This is a genomic window from Bradyrhizobium sp. SEMIA, assembly GCF_014844175.1.
Classification (GTDB): domain Bacteria; phylum Pseudomonadota; class Alphaproteobacteria; order Rhizobiales; family Xanthobacteraceae; genus Bradyrhizobium; species Bradyrhizobium arachidis.
Map to the genome: position 1 here is coordinate 1,748,272 of NZ_CP046601.1, position 20,957 is coordinate 1,769,228.

Annotated in this window: 22 protein-coding genes, 1 pseudogene and 1 riboswitch; of the genes and pseudogenes, 12 read left to right on the forward strand and 11 right to left on the reverse strand. The window is 64.8% G+C overall.

Features of this window, described 5'->3' with window-relative positions; all coding sequences use genetic code 11:
* The first annotated feature begins 85 nt into the window (after positions 1-85).
* Positions 86-514, forward strand: coding sequence for a YeeE/YedE family protein (locus tag FOM02_RS08340; RefSeq protein WP_027560287.1), 429 nt, complete (start codon positions 86-88; stop codon positions 512-514).
* A gap of 5 nt (positions 515-519) precedes the next feature.
* Positions 520-987 (forward strand): YeeE/YedE family protein, encoded by a 468-nt coding sequence (locus FOM02_RS08345; protein ID WP_027560286.1) that lies wholly within the window; start codon positions 520-522, stop codon positions 985-987.
* A gap of 57 nt (positions 988-1,044) precedes the next feature.
* Here FOM02_RS08345 and FOM02_RS08350 read toward each other — a convergent pair whose 3' ends face one another.
* Together FOM02_RS08350 and FOM02_RS08355 are read right to left on the reverse strand one after the other, a co-directional pair.
* The gene (locus FOM02_RS08350) at positions 1,045-1,371 is read right to left on the reverse strand and encodes a hypothetical protein (protein WP_027560285.1); all 327 of its coding nucleotides are present in this window, start codon (positions 1,369-1,371) and stop codon (positions 1,045-1,047) included.
* Positions 1,372-1,475: 104 nt separating this feature from the next.
* Positions 1,476-1,880, reverse strand: a complete 405-nt coding sequence (locus tag FOM02_RS08355) for a hypothetical protein (RefSeq protein WP_027560284.1) — start codon at positions 1,878-1,880, stop codon at positions 1,476-1,478.
* A gap of 153 nt (positions 1,881-2,033) precedes the next feature.
* Between FOM02_RS08355 and FOM02_RS08360 the strand changes: the two genes are divergently transcribed.
* Positions 2,034-2,264 (forward strand): hypothetical protein, encoded by a 231-nt coding sequence (locus FOM02_RS08360; protein WP_027560283.1) that lies wholly within the window; start codon positions 2,034-2,036, stop codon positions 2,262-2,264.
* Between the two features lie 13 nt (positions 2,265-2,277).
* Positions 2,278-4,316: pseudogene (locus FOM02_RS08365) on the forward strand (pyrroloquinoline quinone-dependent dehydrogenase).
* A 44-nt stretch (positions 4,317-4,360) separates the two neighbouring features.
* Here the strand turns inward: FOM02_RS08365 and FOM02_RS08370 are convergent.
* Positions 4,361-4,603 (reverse strand): PilZ domain-containing protein, encoded by a 243-nt coding sequence (locus FOM02_RS08370; protein WP_027560281.1) that lies wholly within the window; start codon positions 4,601-4,603, stop codon positions 4,361-4,363.
* Between the two features lie 182 nt (positions 4,604-4,785).
* On the opposite strand from FOM02_RS08370, the gene FOM02_RS08375 reads away from it, so the two are divergent.
* Positions 4,786-5,079, forward strand: a complete 294-nt coding sequence (locus tag FOM02_RS08375) for an HdeA family protein (protein WP_167380655.1) — start codon at positions 4,786-4,788, stop codon at positions 5,077-5,079.
* A gap of 117 nt (positions 5,080-5,196) precedes the next feature.
* Here FOM02_RS08375 and FOM02_RS08380 read toward each other — a convergent pair whose 3' ends face one another.
* Positions 5,197-5,661: a PaaI family thioesterase gene (locus FOM02_RS08380; protein WP_027560279.1), complete on the reverse strand. Its 465-nt coding sequence runs from the start codon at positions 5,659-5,661 to the stop codon at positions 5,197-5,199.
* 364 nt (positions 5,662-6,025) lie between these two features.
* Between FOM02_RS08380 and FOM02_RS08385 the strand changes: the two genes are divergently transcribed.
* The gene (locus tag FOM02_RS08385; protein WP_027560277.1) at positions 6,026-6,325 is read left to right on the forward strand and encodes a hypothetical protein; all 300 of its coding nucleotides are present in this window, start codon (positions 6,026-6,028) and stop codon (positions 6,323-6,325) included.
* Between the two features lie 104 nt (positions 6,326-6,429).
* Entirely contained in the window at positions 6,430-6,684 is a 255-nt protein-coding gene (locus FOM02_RS08390) for a hypothetical protein (RefSeq protein WP_027560276.1), read from the forward strand.
* Positions 6,685-6,693: 9 nt separating this feature from the next.
* Here FOM02_RS08390 and FOM02_RS08395 read toward each other — a convergent pair whose 3' ends face one another.
* Positions 6,694-6,927 (reverse strand): DUF6894 family protein, encoded by a 234-nt coding sequence (locus FOM02_RS08395; RefSeq protein ID WP_027560275.1) that lies wholly within the window; start codon positions 6,925-6,927, stop codon positions 6,694-6,696.
* Positions 6,928-7,078: 151 nt separating this feature from the next.
* Entirely contained in the window at positions 7,079-7,267 is a 189-nt protein-coding gene (locus FOM02_RS08400) for a hypothetical protein (RefSeq protein WP_027560274.1), read from the reverse strand.
* Positions 7,268-7,588: 321 nt separating this feature from the next.
* Between FOM02_RS08400 and FOM02_RS08405 the strand changes: the two genes are divergently transcribed.
* Positions 7,589-7,846 carry a DUF2798 domain-containing protein gene (locus FOM02_RS08405; protein ID WP_027560273.1) on the forward strand — a complete coding sequence of 86 codons (258 nt, stop codon included), beginning with the start codon at positions 7,589-7,591 and terminating at the stop codon, positions 7,844-7,846.
* 794 nt (positions 7,847-8,640) lie between these two features.
* On the opposite strand, the gene FOM02_RS08410 is transcribed toward FOM02_RS08405, so the two are convergent.
* The gene (locus FOM02_RS08410; RefSeq protein WP_035729454.1) at positions 8,641-8,808 is read right to left on the reverse strand and encodes a hypothetical protein; all 168 of its coding nucleotides are present in this window, start codon (positions 8,806-8,808) and stop codon (positions 8,641-8,643) included.
* 339 nt (positions 8,809-9,147) lie between these two features.
* On the opposite strand from FOM02_RS08410, the gene FOM02_RS08415 reads away from it, so the two are divergent.
* Positions 9,148-9,300 (forward strand): hypothetical protein, encoded by a 153-nt coding sequence (locus FOM02_RS08415; protein ID WP_156950840.1) that lies wholly within the window; start codon positions 9,148-9,150, stop codon positions 9,298-9,300.
* A 112-nt stretch (positions 9,301-9,412) separates the two neighbouring features.
* On the opposite strand, the gene FOM02_RS08420 is transcribed toward FOM02_RS08415, so the two are convergent.
* A complete protein-coding gene (locus FOM02_RS08420; protein WP_265441608.1) occupies positions 9,413-9,604 on the reverse strand; it encodes a hypothetical protein in 192 nt (63 codons plus the stop codon).
* 908 nt (positions 9,605-10,512) lie between these two features.
* Between FOM02_RS08420 and recA the strand changes: the two genes are divergently transcribed.
* Positions 10,513-11,601, forward strand: coding sequence for a recombinase RecA (recA, locus tag FOM02_RS08425; RefSeq protein ID WP_027560271.1), 1,089 nt, complete (start codon positions 10,513-10,515; stop codon positions 11,599-11,601).
* Positions 11,602-12,006: 405 nt separating this feature from the next.
* On the opposite strand, the gene gcvP is transcribed toward recA, so the two are convergent.
* From gcvP to gcvT, 3 genes are all read right to left on the reverse strand, one after another.
* Entirely contained in the window at positions 12,007-14,871 is a 2,865-nt protein-coding gene (gene gcvP / locus FOM02_RS08430; protein ID WP_265442169.1) for an aminomethyl-transferring glycine dehydrogenase, read from the reverse strand.
* A 158-nt stretch (positions 14,872-15,029) separates the two neighbouring features.
* Positions 15,030-15,398, reverse strand: a complete 369-nt coding sequence (gcvH, locus tag FOM02_RS08435) for a glycine cleavage system protein GcvH (RefSeq protein ID WP_265441609.1) — start codon at positions 15,396-15,398, stop codon at positions 15,030-15,032.
* Positions 15,399-15,408: 10 nt separating this feature from the next.
* A complete protein-coding gene (gcvT, locus tag FOM02_RS08440) occupies positions 15,409-16,557 on the reverse strand; it encodes a glycine cleavage system aminomethyltransferase GcvT (RefSeq protein WP_265441610.1) in 1,149 nt (382 codons plus the stop codon).
* A 146-nt stretch (positions 16,558-16,703) separates the two neighbouring features.
* Positions 16,704-16,792, reverse strand: a riboswitch (glycine riboswitch).
* Positions 16,793-17,015: 223 nt separating this feature from the next.
* On the opposite strand from gcvT, the gene alaS reads away from it, so the two are divergent.
* A complete protein-coding gene (gene alaS / locus FOM02_RS08445) occupies positions 17,016-19,724 on the forward strand; it encodes an alanine--tRNA ligase (protein ID WP_265441612.1) in 2,709 nt (902 codons plus the stop codon).
* Between the two features lie 6 nt (positions 19,725-19,730).
* The gene (locus FOM02_RS08450) at positions 19,731-20,957 is read left to right on the forward strand and encodes a cyclic nucleotide-gated ion channel (protein WP_265441613.1); all 1,227 of its coding nucleotides are present in this window, start codon (positions 19,731-19,733) and stop codon (positions 20,955-20,957) included.

The window sequence follows — 20,957 nt, forward strand, 5'->3', positions numbered from 1 at the left end:
ATATTAACACCCCGTTCAGCATCCGGGCGGACGATCGCCGGCCGTATCGGTGGATGAACGATTGCTCTCGCTCCGGAGGATCATCATGATCGCGACATCTTTCACGCCGGTTGCTTCGCTCGTTGGCGGCGCGTTGATCGGTCTGTCTGCCGTGCTCCTGATGTGGGCGACGGGACGGATCGCCGGGGTCAGCGGCATCGCGGCGCGGCTATTTCCGCCTTACGAGGACCGCGAGCTCGCCGGCCGGCTCGCCTTCGTCGTAGGCCTCGTCGCCGCGCCACTGCTGGTTCTGCTTGTGACCGGACGCCTGCCGGCGCAAACGATCGCCGCGACAACGCCGGTGCTGGTCATCGCCGGATTGCTCGTGGGCTTCGGCTCGGTGTGGGGCAGCGGCTGCACGTCCGGCCATGGCGTCTGCGGCCTGTCGCGACTGTCGGTGCGCTCGCTGGTTGCGACCATCACCTTCATGGCGACGGGCATCGCCACCGTCTTTGTGATCCGTCACTGGAGCTGACGACGATGACAATCCTCGTTCAATTCGCGATCGGCCTGATCTTCGGCCTCGGCCTCATCATCTCCGGCATGTCCAACCCGGCGAAGGTGCTGAACTTCCTGGACGTCGGCGGCATCCCTGCGGGCACTTGGGACGCCAGCCTCGCCTTCGTGATGGCCGGTGCGGTCGCAGTGACCTTCATCGGCTTCAGCCATGTCCTGAAGCTTCCGCGTCCGTTCTTCGCCGAGCGCTTCTACGTTCCGACGCGAAAGGACATCGACCCCAGGATTGTTGTTGGTCCCGCGATCTTCGGCATCGGCTGGGGATTGGCAGGCTTCTGTCCCGGTCCGGCGCTCACCGCGCTCGGATTCGGTTCGCGGTCGGCCTTCGTCTTCGTCGCTGCGATGTGCGCTGGCATGATGCTCGCGCGCTTCATCGCGAACCTTCCGTCATCGGCGCGCGTCGCCGCGCCGACCGATCCGCTCGAGACCTGACATCGACGGGACCGGGCGAGCTGTCTCGCCCGGTCCCGCCCTTCATCGCTTCATCGATTACCAGCGGTCGCCGACACCGACGCCCACGCTGACGCCCGGCGTGTGAATGCCGACGCCGCCACGCGGACCGTCATCCCAGTCGCGATAGGCGCGGCGCTCATAATAGCGCTCACGCGGCATCCGGGCGTAGGAGTCGCGCACGATCACGCGCGCGCCGCCACGGGTGCGATAGCAATTGCCGGCATCGTCGCAGACGAGCCGCACTTCCTGGATCAGATCCGGGTTGGTGTATTCGCTGGTCGTATAGATGTCAGCGGCCTTTGCGCCGCTCGCCGCTGCCAGGGCTCCGACGCCAGCCAGCAGTGCAATCGTAAACGTCCTCATCACGTCCTCCTCGATACTGCCCTCGGCGGTAACAAGAAGGGGAGGCGGGGATCGTTCCGGCCCATTTACAGGTTTTTCCCGGAACTGCGCTATGCGTGTCGGTCCTAGATGGGCTCGTAGGTTTCCGTTCCGCAGGTGTCGTCGGTTTCGGCACGCCGGCGATCGACCACCTTTCCACTTGATATCGTCACAATGTAGGTCTGCATGCCGAGCGCCGTGCCGGTCGCCGAGGTGAGCTGTGCGCGGACGCAGGCGGTCCAGCCGGGTCCTCGCACCTGATGATGGGGTGGGGCCACATGCACCTCGCGCGGATAGGAGGTGTTGAGGAAGACCACGTCGATCTGCTCGCGCACCACGCGCTTGACGTCAGGGGGCGCCTCGGGCGGCGGCACCTCGGCTTCCTTCATGCGCATGAACTCGGGCACGGGCGCCCGGCTGTCGGCAAAGCCGCAGGCACCGAGCGCGAGCGCGCCGGCGAGCAGCGCCGCATGAGCAATGATCCGCAACATCCCTGGAGGTCCCCCGCGGGCCAAGAGATAGGCACGAATGCGATCCGGCGAAGTCCCGGTCGATCAAGATTTGCTGAAGGCCGCGATGTCGCGGCATTGGCTATTACGGGATTGCAGGCTAGTTTGTACCCCCAGAGGTGGGGGATTGCTCCAATGAGGATTTTGGTCATTGCGGCCGCCGTGCTGGCACTGACGGCTGTCTCGGCCGAGGCGCAGGGGCGCGGCAGAGGTCAGCCCAATGAAGGCGGCCAGAAAGCGGACAACAAGCCCAAGGTCGACGAGAAGGCCTACAAGGCCGCGCTCGAGCGCATTCCGGAGCCCAAGGAAAAGTATGACCCGTGGGGCGGGGCTCGCCCCACCGAGCCCACCAAGAAGCCGAAATAAAGCGTGGCGGGCGATGCGTTTGCGCACCCGCCTGCATATCGTCGTCGCGCTCATTGCGCTCTTGTTTGCCGCGCCGCCGTGCGGGGCCTGGGAGAGCTGGGGCAGCGATGCCGGTGGCTCGCGCTTCGCGCCGCTACGACAGATCACGCCCGACAATGTCGGCCAGCTCATCCGCGCCTTCGAATATCACACCGGCGATCTCGCCGCGCGCGCGCCCGAGGTGATGCGACGAACCAAATTCGAGGCGACGCCGCTGTTCGTCGAGGGCAGCCTGATTTTCTGCACGCCGTTCAACGAGGTGATCGCACTCGATCCCGGCACGGGCGCGCAGAAATGGCGCTATGATCCGAAGATCGCGACCAATCAGCGTCCTGCCAATCGCTATGTCTGCCGCGGTGTCACCTGGTGGATCGACGATCAGGCGCCGCCGGATGCCGCCTGCCGATCGCGTATCTTCATGGGCACCAACGATATCCGCCTGATCGCGCTCGATGCGAAGACTGGCATTCCCTGCGCCGGTTTTGGCAAGGGCGGTGAGATCAAGCTCGATATCGGCATGCGGCTGGATTGGCCGGGCGAATTCCAGATCACCTCGCCACCGGCAGTCGGCCGCGGTGTCGTCGTGGTCGGCTCCGCGATCGCCGACAACAGCCGCATCGATGCGCCGAGCGGCAGGGTGCGCGCGTTCGATGCGCGGAGCGGCGAGGCGCGCTGGACCTTCGAGCCGCTCCAGCGCGCCGGCATCGAAGCCGGCCATGCCAATGTCTGGGCGCCGATGTCGGTCGACGAAACCCGCGGGCTGGTTTTCCTGCCGACGACATCGCCGTCGCCGGACTTCTGGGGCGGCAAGCGGCCGGGCAACAACGAGCACGCCAATTCGGTGGTTGCGCTGCGCATCGAGACCGGCGAGCTCGTATGGGCATTCCAGACCGTGCATCACGACGTCTGGGACTACGATCTGGCGGCGCAGCCGACGCTCGCGCGCCTCGACACCGGCGAGGGCCAGCGCGACGTCGTGATCCAGCCGACCAAGCAGGGCTTTGTGTTCGTGCTCGACCGCGACACCGGCAAGCCAGTCTGGCCGGTCGAGGAGCGCGCCGTGCCGCAGGGCGGCGCCGAAGGCGAAGCATTGTCGCCGACGCAGCCGTTCCCAACGCATGTTCCGCCGCTGACGTCGCAAACGATCTCGACCGATGATGCGCTCTCGCTCTTGCCCGGGCTGGGCCGCTCGTCTTGCGAACGGCAGTTCGCAGAGGCGCGCAACGAGGGACTGTTCACGCCGCCTTCGGTGCAGGGTACGCTGGAATTTCCATTCACCGGCGGCGGTGTGAACTGGGGCAGCGCGGCGTTCGATCCGGCTGGTCAGATCCTCTATGTCAACACCAGCCGCGCCGTGCATCTCATCAAGCTGATCCCGCGCGCTGAGGCGGCCGGATTCAATCCGCCGCCCGGACATGATTTCGGCCAGCAGCGCGGTGCGCCATTCGCGATGTCACGTGCGATGGTGACGTCGCGCTCGGCATGCTCTGCAACAAGCCGCCATGGGGCGAGATGGTCGCGGTCGATCTGATGGGCGGAAAAATCCTCTGGCGCTCGACGGTCGGTACCACCGAGGATCTTGCGCCATTGGGCGTGCCGCTGCCTTGGGGCGCGCCGCTCCTCAACGGGCCCGCGGTCACCGCCGGCGGTGTCGTCTTCACCGGCGCGATGGATGCTTATCTGCGTGCCTTCGATGCGCGCAGCGGCAGGGAGCTCTGGCAGGGCCGGCTGCGGGTGCCCGGCGTCGCCAATCCCATGACCTATCTCTGGAAGGGCGAGCAATATGTCGCGATCGGCGCCGGCGGCCATTCCGAAGCGGGCACCTCGATCGGCGACAGCGTCGTTGCGTTTCGCCTGGCGCGGCCCGGCGAGGCGCCATCGTTATGGTCGCGCACGATCGATCGTCCGGGCGGACGATTTGTTGCGGCATCGACGACGATCGCTCTCGCGATCATCGCGCTTGTGATCGCAGCTCTGCGCTGGCGACGCCGTCGTCGTATCACGCCCTCTTAATCGCGATGTGGATGCGATGCGAACGCTCGTTCACATCGCGCGAATTATTGTACGAAAGCGAGGCCGACGCGCCGCTCGCTGCGCCATACGGGGCGGCAATTCCGCACGAAATTGTCGCGCGCGATCGAGAGCGTGAATGATTGCGGCAGTGTGACGGGTGAATCGAGGTCGATCGCCGCGCCGCCTTCGGACATGTTTCGCACGGTGCACGCTACACCGCTGTTTTCAAAGGTGATCGTCCCACCCTTGAAAACACGGTGACGCTGCGCTGCACGTTTCTCGATCATCGGCATTAATCCATAACGACGATTGTGAAATAGTGCATAGAAATTGCGTTGATCTAAACTCAATACTGGCGCTACTTGCACAGCGCTTCAGACTTCGTTTACGACGTTGGAGCGGTGACTCACTCCGCCGACTTTCCTCACAAGCCTTTCCTTTATGGCGTTACGCGCCGATGGAGATTCCGATGAAGACCACGCTTTCGATCTTGTTCGCCGCAGCATTCTCGCTGTCATCGATGCCCGCCCACGCCGTCAAGTGGGACCTCTCGACCATGACCTGTAAGCAATTCCTCGAGAGCGGCGAGGACAACATCGCTGTCGTGCTGACCTGGATGGACGGCTGGTACAAGGGCGACGAGGACAACGCGATCATCGACACCGAAGTGTTCATCGAGAACGCCAAGAAGTTCGGTGCCTATTGCGGAAAGAATCCGACCGTCAGCGTCGTCACCGCGGCCGACGAGATCCTCGGCAAGTAGTTCTTGAAGTGTGCCGACCGTAGCGCGGATGCAATCGCGCTTCGGCGGACGCGAACGTGATGGAGAGCCGCGGCGCGCTTTTGCGCTCTCGCGGCTCTCTTCTTTTTCGGCGGATGCTCAGCCCGGCAGCATCGCGAAGGCGCTCGAAACCATCGCGACCTGCTTGTTGTCGGCGGCCGAGAGCAGCGTGACGCGACCAAAGCTCATGGTGCGCCCGAGACGCACCACGCGCGCGTCTGCGAGCACGTCCGAGGAGGAGACCGCGCGCATGAAATGCGTGGTCTGGTCGACCGTCGTCATCGGACGGTAGCCGCGATTGGCGGCGAGGTTCGCGATCACCATCGCGGTGTCGGCGAGCGCCATCAGCGCCTGGCCGCAGACCACGCCGCCGTTGCGGCACAGCCGCTCCGAGAACGGCATGCGCAGCAGCGCGCCGGGCTGCCAGTCCGGCGCGTCCGCCGGCTGGATGTGCTCGATGCGCTCGACGGCGAGGTTGAGATCCTGGACCCAGGGCGCAAAGACCTCGCCGAGGATGCGTCTCGCATCAGCGATGCCGAACCCGGCTTCTGGCTGCGTTTGCATTGCTGTCGTGTCCTCCATTGTTGCCGGATGTTTCGGCCATTCTGCGCGGATCGGCGCGGCAAAGTCACCCGGTCCAGCGCTGGCCCGTCGGCTTGAAAATGCCCGACTTCGCCCGATATGATAGCTCGCTTGGGAGCGGGTGGACGATGTTGCGTCGGTGTGTCCTCGTGTTTTCGTTGATAGCGCTTGGCCTCGTGCTGGACGGCTGCACCAGATGCGGCCCGATCTGGGACGATTGGCTGAACGCGCCGAAATCTTGCCGGTCGGACCGGCTCTAGCGCGCCATTCGGCCGCGAGCGGGCTGTTGACAGGGATGACGAGGCGCGGTTGATCCGCCCCTGATTGAATGATCGAGGAGTGAGTGATGAAGCTTTTCCGTATGGCGGCGGTGCTGCTGGCCGTGGTGGCGGGACCGGCCTACGCGCAAATGCCCAATCTCAACCTGCTGCAGGAAGGCCCGGGCAAGACCCCCGAGGAGAAGGCCGCGGATGCCGAGCGTGAAAAGGCCTACAAGGAAACGCTGAAGAAGATTCCGGACGCCAAGTCGTCCAGTGATCCCTGGGGCGGCATGCGCTCCGATCCCCCGAAGCAGCCGGCGGCGCCGAAGGCCTCGGCCGCAACCAGCGCGCCGAAGAAGAGCAAAACCGGCACCGCTGCCAACTGATCGCCCCCGTCGGAGGCCGCAATGACGCCTCCGGAACAGGACTCCTCTTCAGGCGGCCCGCTTCCTACATTGAGCCGGTCAGTATTGCGTAGAGGAGGGCCGACATGGCCGACCGGCCGCGGGATCTCGCCGAGCGGATGGCGCGCCGTCGCAAGACCGGTGGCAGGCCGGGCGCGACCACCGGCGACGGCTATCTGCGCGAGACCTTCACCCTGCCGCGCCCGGCGGCACGGGCGCGGGCGGAGGCCTTCTTCGCCCGCTACCCCAAGGCCGGCTATATGAGCGCCGTCGAGACCTGGCGCGAGCTGCCCGGCGGCGACATCGAATTCACCATGCGGCGGCTGCCCAGCGCGGATTAGGAGCGGGCCCTATTCGAGGGTTTCTGCGACGATGCGGATCCGGAACACCGGCTCCTTGGCCTCGTCGAGCAGCTCCATGTGCCATTCGGAGTCTTGCTGCAGCTTGCGGGCGATGCCGGCCGCCATATCGGCGCAGACGCTGGTCATCTCCCTCCAGGCCGAATCGCGATCGGCAAATTCCGTCGCTTGGTCCGCACAGCCGGAATAACGGCCGTTCCGGATTCGAAAGAAGTAAAGCGGCATTGGCTGGCACCGATCACGCGTGACGGCCCCGCCCCCAAGGCCATGGGCGCGCAGTGCAGTCCCAAACCATCCCAAGATCAATTCCGGGCGGCTACGGAATAGGCCCCGCATGGCATGCTGTGGGGCGAACGACTCGCGCCGCCTTGCCTGCTCAAGCGGTCTTGCGCCCGATCGCCTTCAGCTCCCGATCAATGCGCAGCTGCACCCGCCGGATCGCCAGCAGATCGATCTTGGTCTCGGTCTTGCCGGTCTTGACCTGCTCGCCGATCCGGAACTGCCACTGCCAGACCCCGGGGATTGCCGTCTTGGCGACGGTGAACTCGACGCCCCTGTGATTCATGGCCACCTCCCACGATTCACCTTCATCAGATGCCAAACATGTTGGGCGTCTTAATATTCCCGCGACAAGCGAAATCTGACGATAAGCCCCGGAGGGTTCACGGCTATCCCGAGAACGCGCGCGCTCCGCAACAAGCGAAATCGAATTCCGAAAGATACCCTGCACGAGCGCCGGTACTCCGTGGTTCTCCGACCATGAACAGAGTTCCGCGCGCGACACTGATCGACGCCAGCGCGCGGTAGCGCGCATCTATTATGCGACTCACGGCACGTGCCTTGCTTCGCCTCATGACGGCAGCAGCAAGCAAGGACATAGGCACTCATGCTCGGCATTCCCCGCCGCTACAGTCATTTCGTCTTCGGTGTCATCCAGTCCGGCCTGACCTCGCTGATCGCGGCGGGGATCGCCAGCTTTCCGGCGACAAGCGCAATGCTCTTCCTGCGGCACTGGACGCTGTCGTGGCTGGTCGCATGGGCCGCGATGCTGCCGATCGTGCTCGTGGCCGCGCCCGCGATCCGCGCCTTCTCGCTAAGGCTGACGCGGGAGGAGACCGCCCCGCGAACCGGCGGGCAGGCATGAAAAAACCCGCTTGGGGAGAGCCAAGCGGGTGAGAGGTTATTGGAGGCTGAGGTGCTGGGCTGCAACACCATAGCCCGATGACCCTAGCGGCCTCAGCTTACGGCAGCCTGACACGTCGGCAGATCGTGGTCGCTCCGGTGTTGCCCCCGCAAACAGAAAACCCCGCTCGGGGCCGAGCGGGGTCATCGACTGGGTATGGAGGCCCGGTGTTGGTCCACCGGGCGAAATGAAACTAGGGGAGTCGGCTTACAGGCGCCTGACGGAGGCAGCGAAAGCTTGCGCGGCACGAGGCCGCAGACTGGCCCCGCACAGGTCCCAATTTGGCCATCCGATCGCACAACTGGAGCCACACCCGCGGGCGAGATTCACTGCTTCGACGATGCCATGGGGGAAACGTGGCGCGCCGAGAACGGGGTGGCATCATGGATAACGTAGAGCGGTCATTTGCCGCCGCGACGGCGGCTGGCTTCGTGGTGCTGGTGATCGGCATCGCGCTATTGATGCTGCTGTAGGGCGGCGTCAGGCGCGCGGAAAGCGGGTCCGAGGCATCGGGCCCGGCACGATGGCGGCTTTCAAAAGCTGAAAACAACCCCATGCACAGTAGGGCGCTGGGCAATTTCGCTGCGCAATCAATGACTTAAGATAGGTGTTTAGATACCTTTAGTGCAGTTTCGCCGCCGCATGCGAAGCGGTCCCCCGGCGGGCATACGCGCGCGATCAGCCGCGCCGGGAGGGCCGGTCAGCTCCGAAGCCGGTTGCCAAACAGGGCCTGTCCAAACAGGTCCGAGCGCGGCCTAATGGACCTTGATCTCGCCCACGGGCAGGCGCAGCTCGGCGGCGCGCTCCTCGCGGTCCTTCTTGCGGAACTCGTTTTCCTTGCGCTCGAACTTCGCCATCTCCTCGAGCGCCGCCTCGAGGAAATGATTGCGCCTCGCCGCATCGTGGTGCGTGTCTTCCGCCATGACAGAGCTTCCCCGTTAGAGCGGCCCCGTCCCGACAAAGCCGGTAACCGCGCAAAGGTTCGGTGCCGCAGGATTGCGGATTTATGACGGCGGCCGGCGGCTGCGTCTTTGCTGCGCATCAGCTTCAATGGAAGAGGGGGCACGGCAAGATTGAATCTTCCGTCAGGCCCAAAGAAGGGTTGCGAGCCGGGCTAACCTCGCGATGAGATCCGCTCGAATGCCCTAAAGCGCGATGAGATCAGGATGAGTCATCATCGCGCTTTGGCTTGTTGTTTGCGCATGATCTTTTCGGAAATCCGCTACGCACTTTTCCGGATCATGCTTTAGCGAGAGGCGCACATGAGCGAGAAGGATGTCGAGCACAACTGCCCCGAATGCGACGGGACGGGCCGGGAAAGCGGCATGAAGCCGATGCACCTTGGTGAGAAGGTCGAGTTTCGTCCCTGCACCAGATGCGGCGGACCGGGAAAAATCAAAGAGGCCGCCGGCTGAGGCGGCCTCTCGCCGTCCTTGAGCCGGAAAACCGCTTCGCACTTTTCCGGAAAGATCACGCGTGAACAACAACCTGAAGCGCGATGACGATTCATCCAAATCTCATCGCGCTTTAGTGGCAGGGCTTGCCCAGCATCTGCGCGTAGCGGCTGTGGCAACCGTCGTGCAGCTGCCACCGCTTCGTGATTTTCATGCCGACCTTCGGAGCGCCCGACGACATCGGACCGCACGATGCGTGGGCGTAAGCCGTCGCCGAGCCGGCGAACACGGCCAGCGCGAGCGCGATCTTGATCATCGACTTCATGTCTCCTCCTGAGATTATCTACGTCTCGTAGCGCTACACATGTAAGCGTTACCATTTGTAGCATTTAAATACAAGCTCCCACCGCTTGATGGCCGGCGCTTTAGCCAGAGGAGCAGGGCACCTCAAAATTCAACTTCAGGAGGCTCGAAAGGCCGCGATCTGCGGTGCGCTCCTATCAGGACACCCGGCAAATCGAATTAGGACAGTGGAAGTTTTCACGGGCGAAGCAAAAACGCCGCCCGCTTAAATCGAGCGCGGGCGGCGGCTTTCCAGCCCCGGGTGGGAATGAGCAATTCCCCGGTGACGGTTAGTCTGCACAACCTATGCCAAGGTTTTGTGTCATCTAACGGGACACCCGCGCCAAGCCGACAAGGCTACCGCTGAACGTTCCCGTCGCAATTTGGATGAGGACTGAAAGAGGTCTCCAACTCAGGCGGTCTTACTCCTCATTCTCTTCTTCTGGCGGCGGATTGAGTCTGTTTCCAAGGAATGTGCTCGGAAGCGGAAGCCGGAGCAGTTCCATCGAGCGTCTGCAAATCTGCTGGGTTCGCTCGATTTCTGCGGCGATTAGAGCGGTCTGAACGGCGATTCGGTGGGAATAGTCCGGCATAGCGGCGCTCCCTGGTAGCAGGCGGGAGCGCTCTCGGTCTCTCAGCCACCGACGCCTACGGGCAGAGCCGAAGCCGGTGATGCGGCCTCAACGACCACCGGCCGCATTGGTTCAAAATTGAACTTAGGACACTCGCTAGAACAAACTGGGACACCGGGGGTCAAATACGGACAGCACCCGAATTCGCAAAAGAACATATTGCGAACATAGAACAGATAGGGTACATTACTTTTATCGACGACCCGCCGCCCAATCGTTTGTCCCACACGCGAATCCTCGCCATAAGGAGCACGACCCAATGTCCGCCACTGCCCTGCGTATCGTCGAAGGATCTTCCATGGACAAGAGTAAAGCCCTGGCTGCCGCGCTCTCCCAGATCGAGCGCCAGTTCGGCAAGGGATCGGTGATGAAGCTCGGCAAGAGCGACCGCTCCATGGACATCGAGGCGGTGTCTTCCGGCTCGCTCGGGCTCGATATCGCGCTCGGCATCGGCGGTCTGCCGAAGGGGCGCATCGTCGAGATCTACGGGCCGGAATCCTCGGGCAAGACCACGCTGGCGCTGCACACGGTGGCGGAAGCACAGAAGAAGGGCGGCATCTGCGCCTTCATCGACGCCGAGCACGCGCTCGACCCGGTCTATGCCCGCAAGCTGGGCGTCAACATCGACGAGCTCCTGATCTCGCAGCCCGACACCGGCGAGCAGGCGCTGGAAATTTGCGACACGCTGGTGCGTTCGGGCGCGGTGGACGTGCTGGTGGTCGATTCGGTTGCGGCGCTGGTGCCGAAGGCCGAGCTCGAAGGCGAGATGGGCGATGCGCTGCCGGGCCTGCAGGCACGTCTGATGAGCCAGGCGCTGCGCAAGCTGACGGCCTCCATCAACAAGTCCAACACCATGGTGATCTTCATCAACCAGATCCGCATGAAGATCGGTGTGATGTACGGCTCGCCGGAAACCACGACCGGCGGTAACGCGCTGAAGTTCTATGCCTCCGTCCGTCTCGACATCCGTCGCATCGGCGCGATCAAGGAGCGCGACGAAGTGGTCGGCAACACCACGCGCGTGAAGGTGGTGAAGAACAAGCTGGCGCCGCCCTTCAAGCAGGTCGAGTTCGACATCATGTACGGCGAGGGCGTCTCCAAGATGGGCGAGATCCTCGACCTCGGCGTCAAGGCCGGCATCGTCGAGAAGTCGGGCGCCTGGTTCTCCTATGACAGCCAGCGTCTCGGCCAGGGCCGCGAGAACGCCAAGGCGTTTTTGAAGGGCAACCCCGACATCACCGCCAAGATCGAGACCTCGATCCGCCAGAACTCCGGCCTGATCTCCGAGCAGATTTTGGCCGGCACGCCCGAGAGCGACGCCGACGGCGAGGAGCCGGCGGAGGAGTAAGCCTTAACGCGAAGAGTTTTCGCGAGGAGCGGGCGCTGAGGACGTTGAGTTGCCGACGTCTTCAGTGCCCGTTTCGTTTTGGGCGTGACAGTGGGGTGGCACGCACCTCACCAACGAACGGCTCTGCGATGGGATCGCGAAAGCCGGTCGCTGGTTGTGCCCTCGAGGTGCTTTCGCAGCCGTAGGGTGGGCAAAGGCACGTAAGCGCCGTTGCCCACCATCTTTCACCGCATGCAAAGGTGGTGGGCACGCTCCGCTTTGCCCACCCTACGAAACTGGTTGTCCCCTAAATCGGACCCGTAGGGTGGGCAAAGGCGCGTAGCGCCGTGCCCACCATATTCCAACGTGCCGAAAGGTGGTGGGCACGCTTGCGCTTTGCCCACCCTACGAAACCTCCGTTGCATCTTACTCCGCGGCTTCCGCGTAATCGCTCACCGGCGGGCACGAGCACACCAGGTTGCGATCGCCATAGACGTTGTCGACGCGACCGACCGGGCACCAGTATTTGTCAGTACGCGAGACGCCGTCGGGGAAGCAGCCCTCAGCGCGGGTGTAGGCGCGCTTCCAGTCGTCGTCCGCGATGTTGTGCACGGTGTGCGGGGCGTGGCGCAGCGGCGATGCTTCGATCTTGAAGCGGCCGGCCTCGACCTCGGCGATTTCTTTCCGGATCGCGATCATGGCGTCGCAGAAGCGATCGAGCTCCGCCTTCGATTCCGATTCGGTCGGCTCGATCATCAGCGTGCCCGGCACCGGGAAGCTCATGGTCGGGGCGTGGAAGCCGTAGTCGATCAGGCGTTTTGCGATGTCGTCGACGGTGACGCCGCTCGTCGTCTTCAGCGGACGGGGATCGACGATGCACTCATGCGCGACGCGGCCCCTCGCGTTCTTGTAGAGCACCGGGAAGTGCGGATCGAGGCGCGCTGCGATGTAGTTGGCATTGAGGATCGCGATCTCGGTGGCGCGCTTCAGGCCGTCGCCGCCCATCATCAGGATGTAGATGTAGGAGATGGTCAGGATCGAGGCCGAGCCGAACGGCGCGGCCGAGACCGGGCCGACCGGGGCATCCGCCTGCGTCGCCGGATGGCCGGGGAGGAATGGCGCCAGATGCGCCTTCACGCCGATCGGGCCCATGCCGGGGCCGCCGCCGCCATGCGGGATGCAGAAGGTCTTGTGCAGATTGAGATGGCTGACGTCGGCGCCGTAATCGCCGGGCCTGCTAAGGCCGACCTGCGCGTTGAGGTTGGCGCCGTCCAGATACACCTGGCCGCCATGGCCGTGCACGATGTCGCAGATCTCGCGGATGTGCTCCTCGAACACGCCGTGGGTCGACGGATAGGTGATCATGACAGCGGCGAGGTCGTTCGAATGCTTTTCCGCCTTGGCGCGGAGATCATTGACGTCGACGTCGCCGTTCTTCTCGCAGGCGACCACCACCACGTCCATGCCGACCATCGCGGCCGATGCCGGGTTGGTGCCGTGGGCGGAGGAGGGGATCAGGCAGATCTTGCGGTGGCTCTCACCGCGTGCGGCGTGATAGCCGCGGATCGCAAGCAGGCCGGCATATTCGCCCTGCGCACCGGAATTGGGCTGGAGCGAGATCGCGTCATAGCCGGTGATGTCGCACAGCCACTTCTCCAGCCGGGCGAACAGCGCATGATAGCCGGCCGCCTGCTCGCGCGGCACGAACGGGTGCAGCGAGCCGAACTCCGGCCAGGTCAGCGGCATCATTTCGGTGGTCGCGTTCAGCTTCATGGTGCAGGAGCCCAGCGGGATCATGGCGCGGTCGAGCGCGAGGTCGCGGTCGCTGAGCTTGCGCATGTAGCGCAGCATCTCGGTCTCCGAGCGATGCGCGTGGAAGACGGGATGGGTGAGGAAGTCGGTCGTGCGCTTCAGCGCCTCCGGCAGCGCCTCGCGCGTGGTCGCGTCGATCTCGGCGTAGGAGAGCTGGCCGCCGAAGGCGCGCCACACGGCTTCCACGGTCGCCGGCGTCGTCGTCTCGTCGAGCGCGATGCGCAAATTGGTCTCGCTGACGCCGAGATTGATCTTCTCGGCCGCTGCGCGCGCGATGATCTCGGCGCGCTTGGCGCCGGCATCGACGCTGAGCGTGTCGAAGAAGCTTTCTGATTGCAGCGCAAAGCCGAGCTTGCACAGGCCCGCCGCGAGCACGGCGGAGCGGCGATGCACGTTTCGCGCGATCTGCGAAAGGCCATCGGGGCCGTGATAGACCGCATACATCGAGGCGATCACGGCGAGCAGCACCTGCGCGGTGCAGATGTTGGAGGTCGCCTTCTCGCGGCGAATGTGCTGCTCGCGGGTCTGCAGCGCGAGGCGATAGGCGGGAGCCCCGCGCGAATCCACCGACAGGCCGACGATACGGCCGGGCAGCGAGCGCTTCAGCGCATCGCGCACCGCCATATAGGCCGCGTGCGGTCCGCCATAGCCCATCGGCACACCAAAACGCTGCGCCGAGCCGATTGCGATGTCGGCGCCTAACTCACCGGGCGACGCGAGCAGGGTGAGTGCGAGGAGATCAGCGGCAACGATCGCGAGCGCGCCCTTGGCCTTCAGCGCCGCGATCGCGGGCCTGAGGTCACGCACCGCGCCGGAGGAGCCCGGATATTGCAGCAGCGCGCCGAGCACGTCCGCCTTGTCGAGGTCGGTGAGGGGATCGCCGACGACCAGATTCCAGCCGAGCGGCTCGGCGCGGGTGCGCATCACAGCCAGCGTCTGCGGATGTACGTCCTTGTCGACGAAGAAGGCCTTGGCCTTGACCTGCGAGTGCCGCTCGGCGAGCGCCATCGCTTCGGCCGCAGCGGTCGCCTCATCCAGCAGCGAGGCATTGGCGACGTCGAGCCCGGTGAGGTCGCAGATCATGGTCTGGAAGTTGAGCAGCGCCTCCAGCCGGCCCTGGCTGATCTCGGGCTGGTAGGGCGTGTAGGCCGTGTACCAGGCCGGATTCTCCAGGATGTTGCGCTGGATCACCGCGGGCAGGATCGTGCCGGAATAGCCTTGGCCGATCAGCGAGGTGAAGACCTGGTTCTGCCGGCCAAGCTCGGTCATGTGCGCGATCGCCTCGGTCTCGCTGAGCGGCTTGCCGAGATCGAGCGGGGCGGCCTGCCGGATCGAGGCCGGCAGCGTCTCCCCCATCAGCGCATCGATGCTTTTGGCGCTGACGGCTTCGAGCATGGCGGTGACGTCGCGTGCGGAGGGGCCGATGTGGCGGCGAACGAAGGTGGCGGTGTCGCCGTTGGATTTGCGGTGCGCGGTCATCATGGGTCCTCGCTAGGAGTTGCTGTCATCGCCCGCGAAGGCGGGCGATCCAGTACGCCGCGGCCTCTCGGGTCTAGCCGAACCGGCTGCGTTTACTGGATGCCCCGCCTTCGCGGGGCATGACAGTGAGTGTGGGGCGGCGGCTCGGCTCATGATCTTCACGCCGTATGTGCCTTGTAGGCGGCTTCATCCATGAGGCCGCCGAGCTCGCTTTTGTCGGCAATCTTGATCTTGAAGAACCACGCCTTGCCTTGCGCGTCCGAGTTCACCAGCGACGGCTCGGCGGCGAGGGCATCGTTGGTCTCGAGCACTTCGCCCGTAACAGGTGCATAGACGTCGGAGGCGGCTTTCACGGATTCCACGACGGCGGCGGCTTCGGCCTTCTTCAACGCGCGGCCGACCTTGGGCAATTCGACGAACACGACGTCGCCGAGCTGCTGCTGCGCATAATCGGTGATGCCGACGGTGGCGACATCGCCGTCGATGGCGAGCCATTCGTGGTCGGAAGTGTACAGCGTCGTGGTCATTGTCTTGTCCTCAGCGTTTGTAGGTGTTTTTCACGAAGGGCATGGCGGCGACGGTGAGCGGCAAACGTTGCCCGCGCACCTCGGCGAAGATTTTTGTGTCGAGCGCGCTCAGGGCCGCGGGCACATAGCCCATCGCCACCGGCGCATTCAGGCTCGGGCCGAAGCCGCCCGAGGTGACCTTTCCAATGGGCTCGCCGCCCGCTTCGTCCGCAAACAGCAACGCGCCCTCGCGCACCGGCGCGCGGCCGAGGGCGAGCAGGCCGACGCGGCGGCGGGATGCGCCGTTGTCGAAATGCGCTAGGATTTTTTCGGCGCCAGGAAAGCTGCCGGCGCGTGCGCCGCCGCTGCGGCGGCTCTTCTGCACCGACCATTCCAGCGCAGCTTCGACCGGCGTCGTCGCGGTGTCGATGTCGTGGCCGTAGAGGCAGAGCCCGGCTTCGAGCCGCAGGCTGTCGCGGGCTCCCAAGCCGATCGGCATTACGTCCGGGTTTTCCAGGAGTGTTTTGGCGAGACGTTCAGCGTCGGCCGCGGGGACTGAAATCTCAAAACCGTCCTCGCCGGTGTAGCCGGAACGCGAGACGAAGCAGTCGAGCCCGGCAACCTTGTGCGGGCCGGCATCCATGAACTTCATGGCGGGCGCCTCTGCACATAATTTCGCCAGTGCTGACTCCGCCTTCGGGCCCTGCAGCGCGATCAGCGCGCGGTCTTCAAGCGAATCGATGATGCAGTCGTCCGAGAGATGCGCGCGCAGATGCGCCTCGTCAGCGTCCTTGCAGGCGGCATTGACGACCAGGAACAGCTGGTCGCCGAAATTGGCAACCATCAGATCGTCGAGAATCCCGCCGTCTTCATTGGTGAACTGGGCGTAGCGCTGCCGCTCCGGCGCAATCGCCACGATATCCTGCGGCACCAGCCGTTCCAGCGCGCGGGCGGCGTCCTCGACCTTGCCGGATTTCGGCCGGAGTGCGATCTGGCCCATATGGGAGACGTCGAACAGGCCGGCCTGGGTGCGGGTCTGGAGGTGCTCCTTCAGCACGCCAGCGGGGTACTGCACGGGCATGTCATAGCCCGCGAACGGCACCATCTTGCCGCCGAGCGACACGTGAAGGTCGTAAAGGGGGGTACGTTTCAGGGAGTTCTTGTCGTCTGGCGCAACCATCACAGGGGTCCTCGGCGGTTCCCCGGGGACGATTCCCCGAGACAAACCAGTCGAAGCCCCATCTGTCGCTGTGCCTGAGAGTATTATCCCGTCGGCGGACGCTATCCGGGCCTTACGCCCGCCAGCGCCTCTTTCCAGATGTCGTCAAAGCCACGCGGTCCTTTTGCCTGAGAGTTTCCGGGGCGGTTGCTCCTTCGGCGCCGGCAATGAAGCCGGTCTCTCCCGACGTGGCCGTACGATATAGATGGGTACAGACCACAGGCCGGCCAAGCCTGTCAACGCAGGCCTTGCGGCTTTCAACGGGATTGAGCGCCTGCGGCAACCCACTGATCTCTCTGCACAGTTTCTGGACAGCGAAGCTTGCCTTGTCTAAAAGCGCTTTGGCCCACAGATAACAGCCCAAATCGACAGGTTTGGATGGCAAATCAGCGGGTCCAAGCACACCCGATTGGATGAACATGAGCGGCGTCAACGAGATCAGGTCGACCTTTCTGAACTTCTTTGCCGAGAACGGCCACGAGATCGTGTCGTCCTCGCCATTGGTGCCGCGCAACGATCCGACGTTGATGTTCACCAATGCCGGCATGGTGCAGTTCAAGAACGTCTTCACCGGGGTGGAGAAGCGGCCCTACCAGCGCGCCACCACGTCGCAGAAATGCGTGCGCGCCGGCGGCAAGCACAACGACCTCGACAATGTCGGCTACACCGCGCGCCATCTCACCTTCTTCGAGATGCTCGGCAACTTCTCGTTCGGCGACTATTTCAAGGAGCGCGCGATCGAGCTTGCCTGGAAGCTCATCACGAAGGACTTCGGGCTGAAGAAGGACAAGCTGCTCGTCACCGTCTACCACACCGACGACGAGGCGCACGGGCTCTGGAAGAAGATCGCCGGCTTCTCCGACGACCGCATCATCCGCATCCCGACTTCCGACAATTTCTGGGCAATGGGCGACACCGGCCCGTGCGGGCCGTGCTCGGAGATTTTTATCGATCGCGGCGATCACATCTGGGGTGGCCCTCCCGGTTCTCCTGAGGAGGACGGCGACCGCTTCCTCGAATTCTGGAATCTCGTGTTCATGCAATACGAGCAGGTGACGAAGGAGGAGCGCGTGGACCTGCCGCGTCCCTCGATCGACACCGGCATGGGCCTCGAGCGCATGGCCTGCATCATGCAGGGCGTCGACAGCGTGTTCGAGACCGATCTGTTCCGTCATCTGATCGACGCGACATCGTCGGCGCTCGGCACCGGGCCGAACGAGCAGACCGTCGCCTCGTTCCGCGTCATCGCCGACCATTTGCGGTCCTCGGCGTTCCTGGTCGCGGACGGCGTGCTGCCCTCGAACGAGGGCCGCGGCTATGTGCTGCGCCGGATCATGCGCCGCGCGATGCGCCACGCGCAGCTGCTCGGCGCCAAGGAGCCGCTGATGCATCGCCTGGTCTGGGCGCTGGTCCGCGAGATGGGCCAGGCCTATCCCGACCTGATGCGCGCAGAGAATCTGATCGAGGAAACGCTGCGTCTCGAAGAGACCCGCTTCCGCAAGACTCTTTCACGCGGCTTGGCCATCCTTGATGAGAAGAGTGCGTCCCTGAAAAAGGGCGACATGTTCGACGGCGACGTCGCCTTCACGCTGTACGACACCTACGGCTTCCCGCTGGACCTGACGCAGGATGCGCTGAAGTCGCGCGGCATCGGCGTCGACCAAGCTGCGTTCACCGACGCGATGGAGCGACAGAAGGCCAAGGCGCGCGAGTCCTGGAAGGGCTCTGGCGAAGCGGCCTCCGAGGCGATCTGGTTCCCGCTGCGCGAGAAGCTCGGTGCGACGGAATTTTTGGGCTATGAGACAGAAAGCGCTGAAGGCGTGGTGTCCGCACTGGTGAAGGACGGCGCGGAGGTTGCCAGCCTCAAGGCCGGCGAGACGGGTTCGATCGTGCTGAACCAGACGCCGTTCTATGCGGAGTCCGGCGGCCAGGTTGGCGACACCGGCGTCTTGACTGGCGAGGGCGGCCTCAAATTCCGCGTCACCGACACGCAAAAGAAGCTCGGCGACTTCTTCGTGCATGTCGGCACCGTCGAGAGCGGCGAAGTGAAGGTCGGTACCGCGCTGCAGCTCGAGGTCGATCACGGCAGGCGCTCCTCGATCCGCGCGCATCACTCGGCGACGCATCTCATCCATGAGGCGCTCCGCCAGGTGCTCGGCGATCACATCGCCCAGCGCGGCTCGATGGTCGCGCCAGACCGGCTGCGCTTCGACTTCGTGCATCCGAAGCCGATCACGGCGGAGGAGCTTGCCCGCGTCGAGGACATCGCCAACGACGTGGTGCTGGAGAACGACGAGGTCACCACCCGCGTCATGGGCGTGGACGAGGCCCGCGAGGCTGGCGCGCGTGCGCTGTTCGGCGAGAAATATGGCGACGAGGTCCGCGTCGTCTCGATGGGCAGGACCGCGCGCGAGCGCGGCGCCAATGCGCTCGGCTGGTCGGTCGAGCTCTGCGGCGGCACGCATGTCAAGCGCACCGGCGACATCGGCCTGATCACGCTGACCAGCGAGAGCGCGGTCGCCTCCGGCGTGCGCCGCATCGAAGCGCTGACCGGCAATTATGCGCGCAAGCACGCCAACGACACCATGGCGCTGGCCAAGACTGCGGCGAACGAGCTGCGCACGTCGCTCGATGACGTGCCGGCGCGCATCGCCGCGCTGATGGAGGAGCGCAAGAAGCTCGAGCGCGAGCTCTCCGACGCCCGCAAGAAGCTCGCGATGGGCGGCGGCGCGTCGAGCGGCGATGGCGCAGCTTCCAGCGTGCGCGAGGCCGGCGGCGTCAAGCTGATGGCACGCGCGGTCGAAGGCATCGAGATGAAGGATCTCAAGAGTCTTGCCGACGACGGCAAGAAGCAGATCGGCTCGGGCGTCGTCGCCATCGTCGGCGTCACCGAGGACGGCAAGGCCGGCGTCGTGGTCGGCGTCACTGCCGACCTCATCGCGCGCTTCAACGCCGTGAATCTCCGTCCGCGTCGCCTCCGAAGCGCTCGGCGGCAAAGGGCGGCGGCCGGCCGGCCCGAACATGGCGCAGGCCGGCGGCCGGCCGACATGGCGCAGGCCGGCCGGCCCCGACGGCGCCAAGCGACCGAGGCGCTGGCGGCGATCGAAAAAGCGATGGCGAGCGCGTAGAGGCCGATGCGCCTCGTTCCGCGAGGACGTGGGCTTTCCGATCCCGATTTGAGGGATCGCCTCTACGAATTGCTGGAGCACGATCCGCTGGCCTATTCAGTCGGATCGCGCTTCATCCGGCTCATCATCGCCGTCATCGTGCTGAACGTGGCCGCGATGGTCCTCGCCTCGGTGCCGGAGCTGGACGCGCGGTTCGACACGCTGTTCGGCGCGATCGCCGTCTTCGCCGTCATCGTGTTCGCGCTCGAATATCTGGCGCGGCTGTGGACGGTGGCGGGGCACACCCAGCGCAACGGCTCGGCGCTGTCCGACCGGCTCTCTTATGCCTTCTCCGCGCTCGGAATCATCGACCTCATGGCATTCCTCCCCGCAGCGGTCGTGCTCGCCACCGGCCGGCACGCGACCCTGGCCGGGCTCGGCGTGCTGCCCTTCTTCAAGCTGATCCGCTATTCGCCGGCGATGCGCTCGCTGCTGGCGGCCGTGCATGCCGAGCGGCGCGCGCTGATCGGCTGCGTCGTCATCCTGTTCGGCGTGGTGCTGACCTTCGCCTCGCTGCTCTATGCCGTCGAGCGCGACGTGCAGCCCGGCAAGCTCGGCACCATTCCGGATGCGATGTGGTGGGCGATCGTGACGCTCGGCACCGTCGGCTATGGCGACGTCGTGCCGGTGACGCCGCTCGGAAAATTCATCTCGGTGTTCGCGATCATCTCGGGCTTTGCCATGATCGCGCTGCCGGTCGCGATCATCTCCTCGGCGTTCGCGGAGGAGGTGAGGCGGCGCGACTTCGTCGTGACCTGGGGCATGCTGGCGCGGGTGCCGCTATTCTCGCATCTGTCCGCCGCGGAGATCGCCGACATCATGCGCCTGTTGCGGGCGCGCACCATCGAGCAGGGCGAGGTGCTGGTGCGGCGAGGCGATGCCGCCTCGTCGATGTATTTCATCACCGCCGGCGAGGTCGAGATCGCGCTGCCGAGCCAGCAGGTGCGGCTCGGCGACGGCACCTTCTTCGGCGAGATCGCGCTGCTGCACCAAACAAAACGCAGCGGCACCGTGACGGCGACGCGCAAGACCCGGCTCCTGCTGCTCGATGCCCAGGACTTTCACGCCCTGATCGCGCGCATGCCGACGCTCGCCGCCCATGTCCACGAGACCGCGAAAGCGCGGCTGGAGGAGACCGGCGATCTTGCCGCAGCAGAGTTGGCGCAGGCGGAGCGCGAGGATACCGACCGCTGA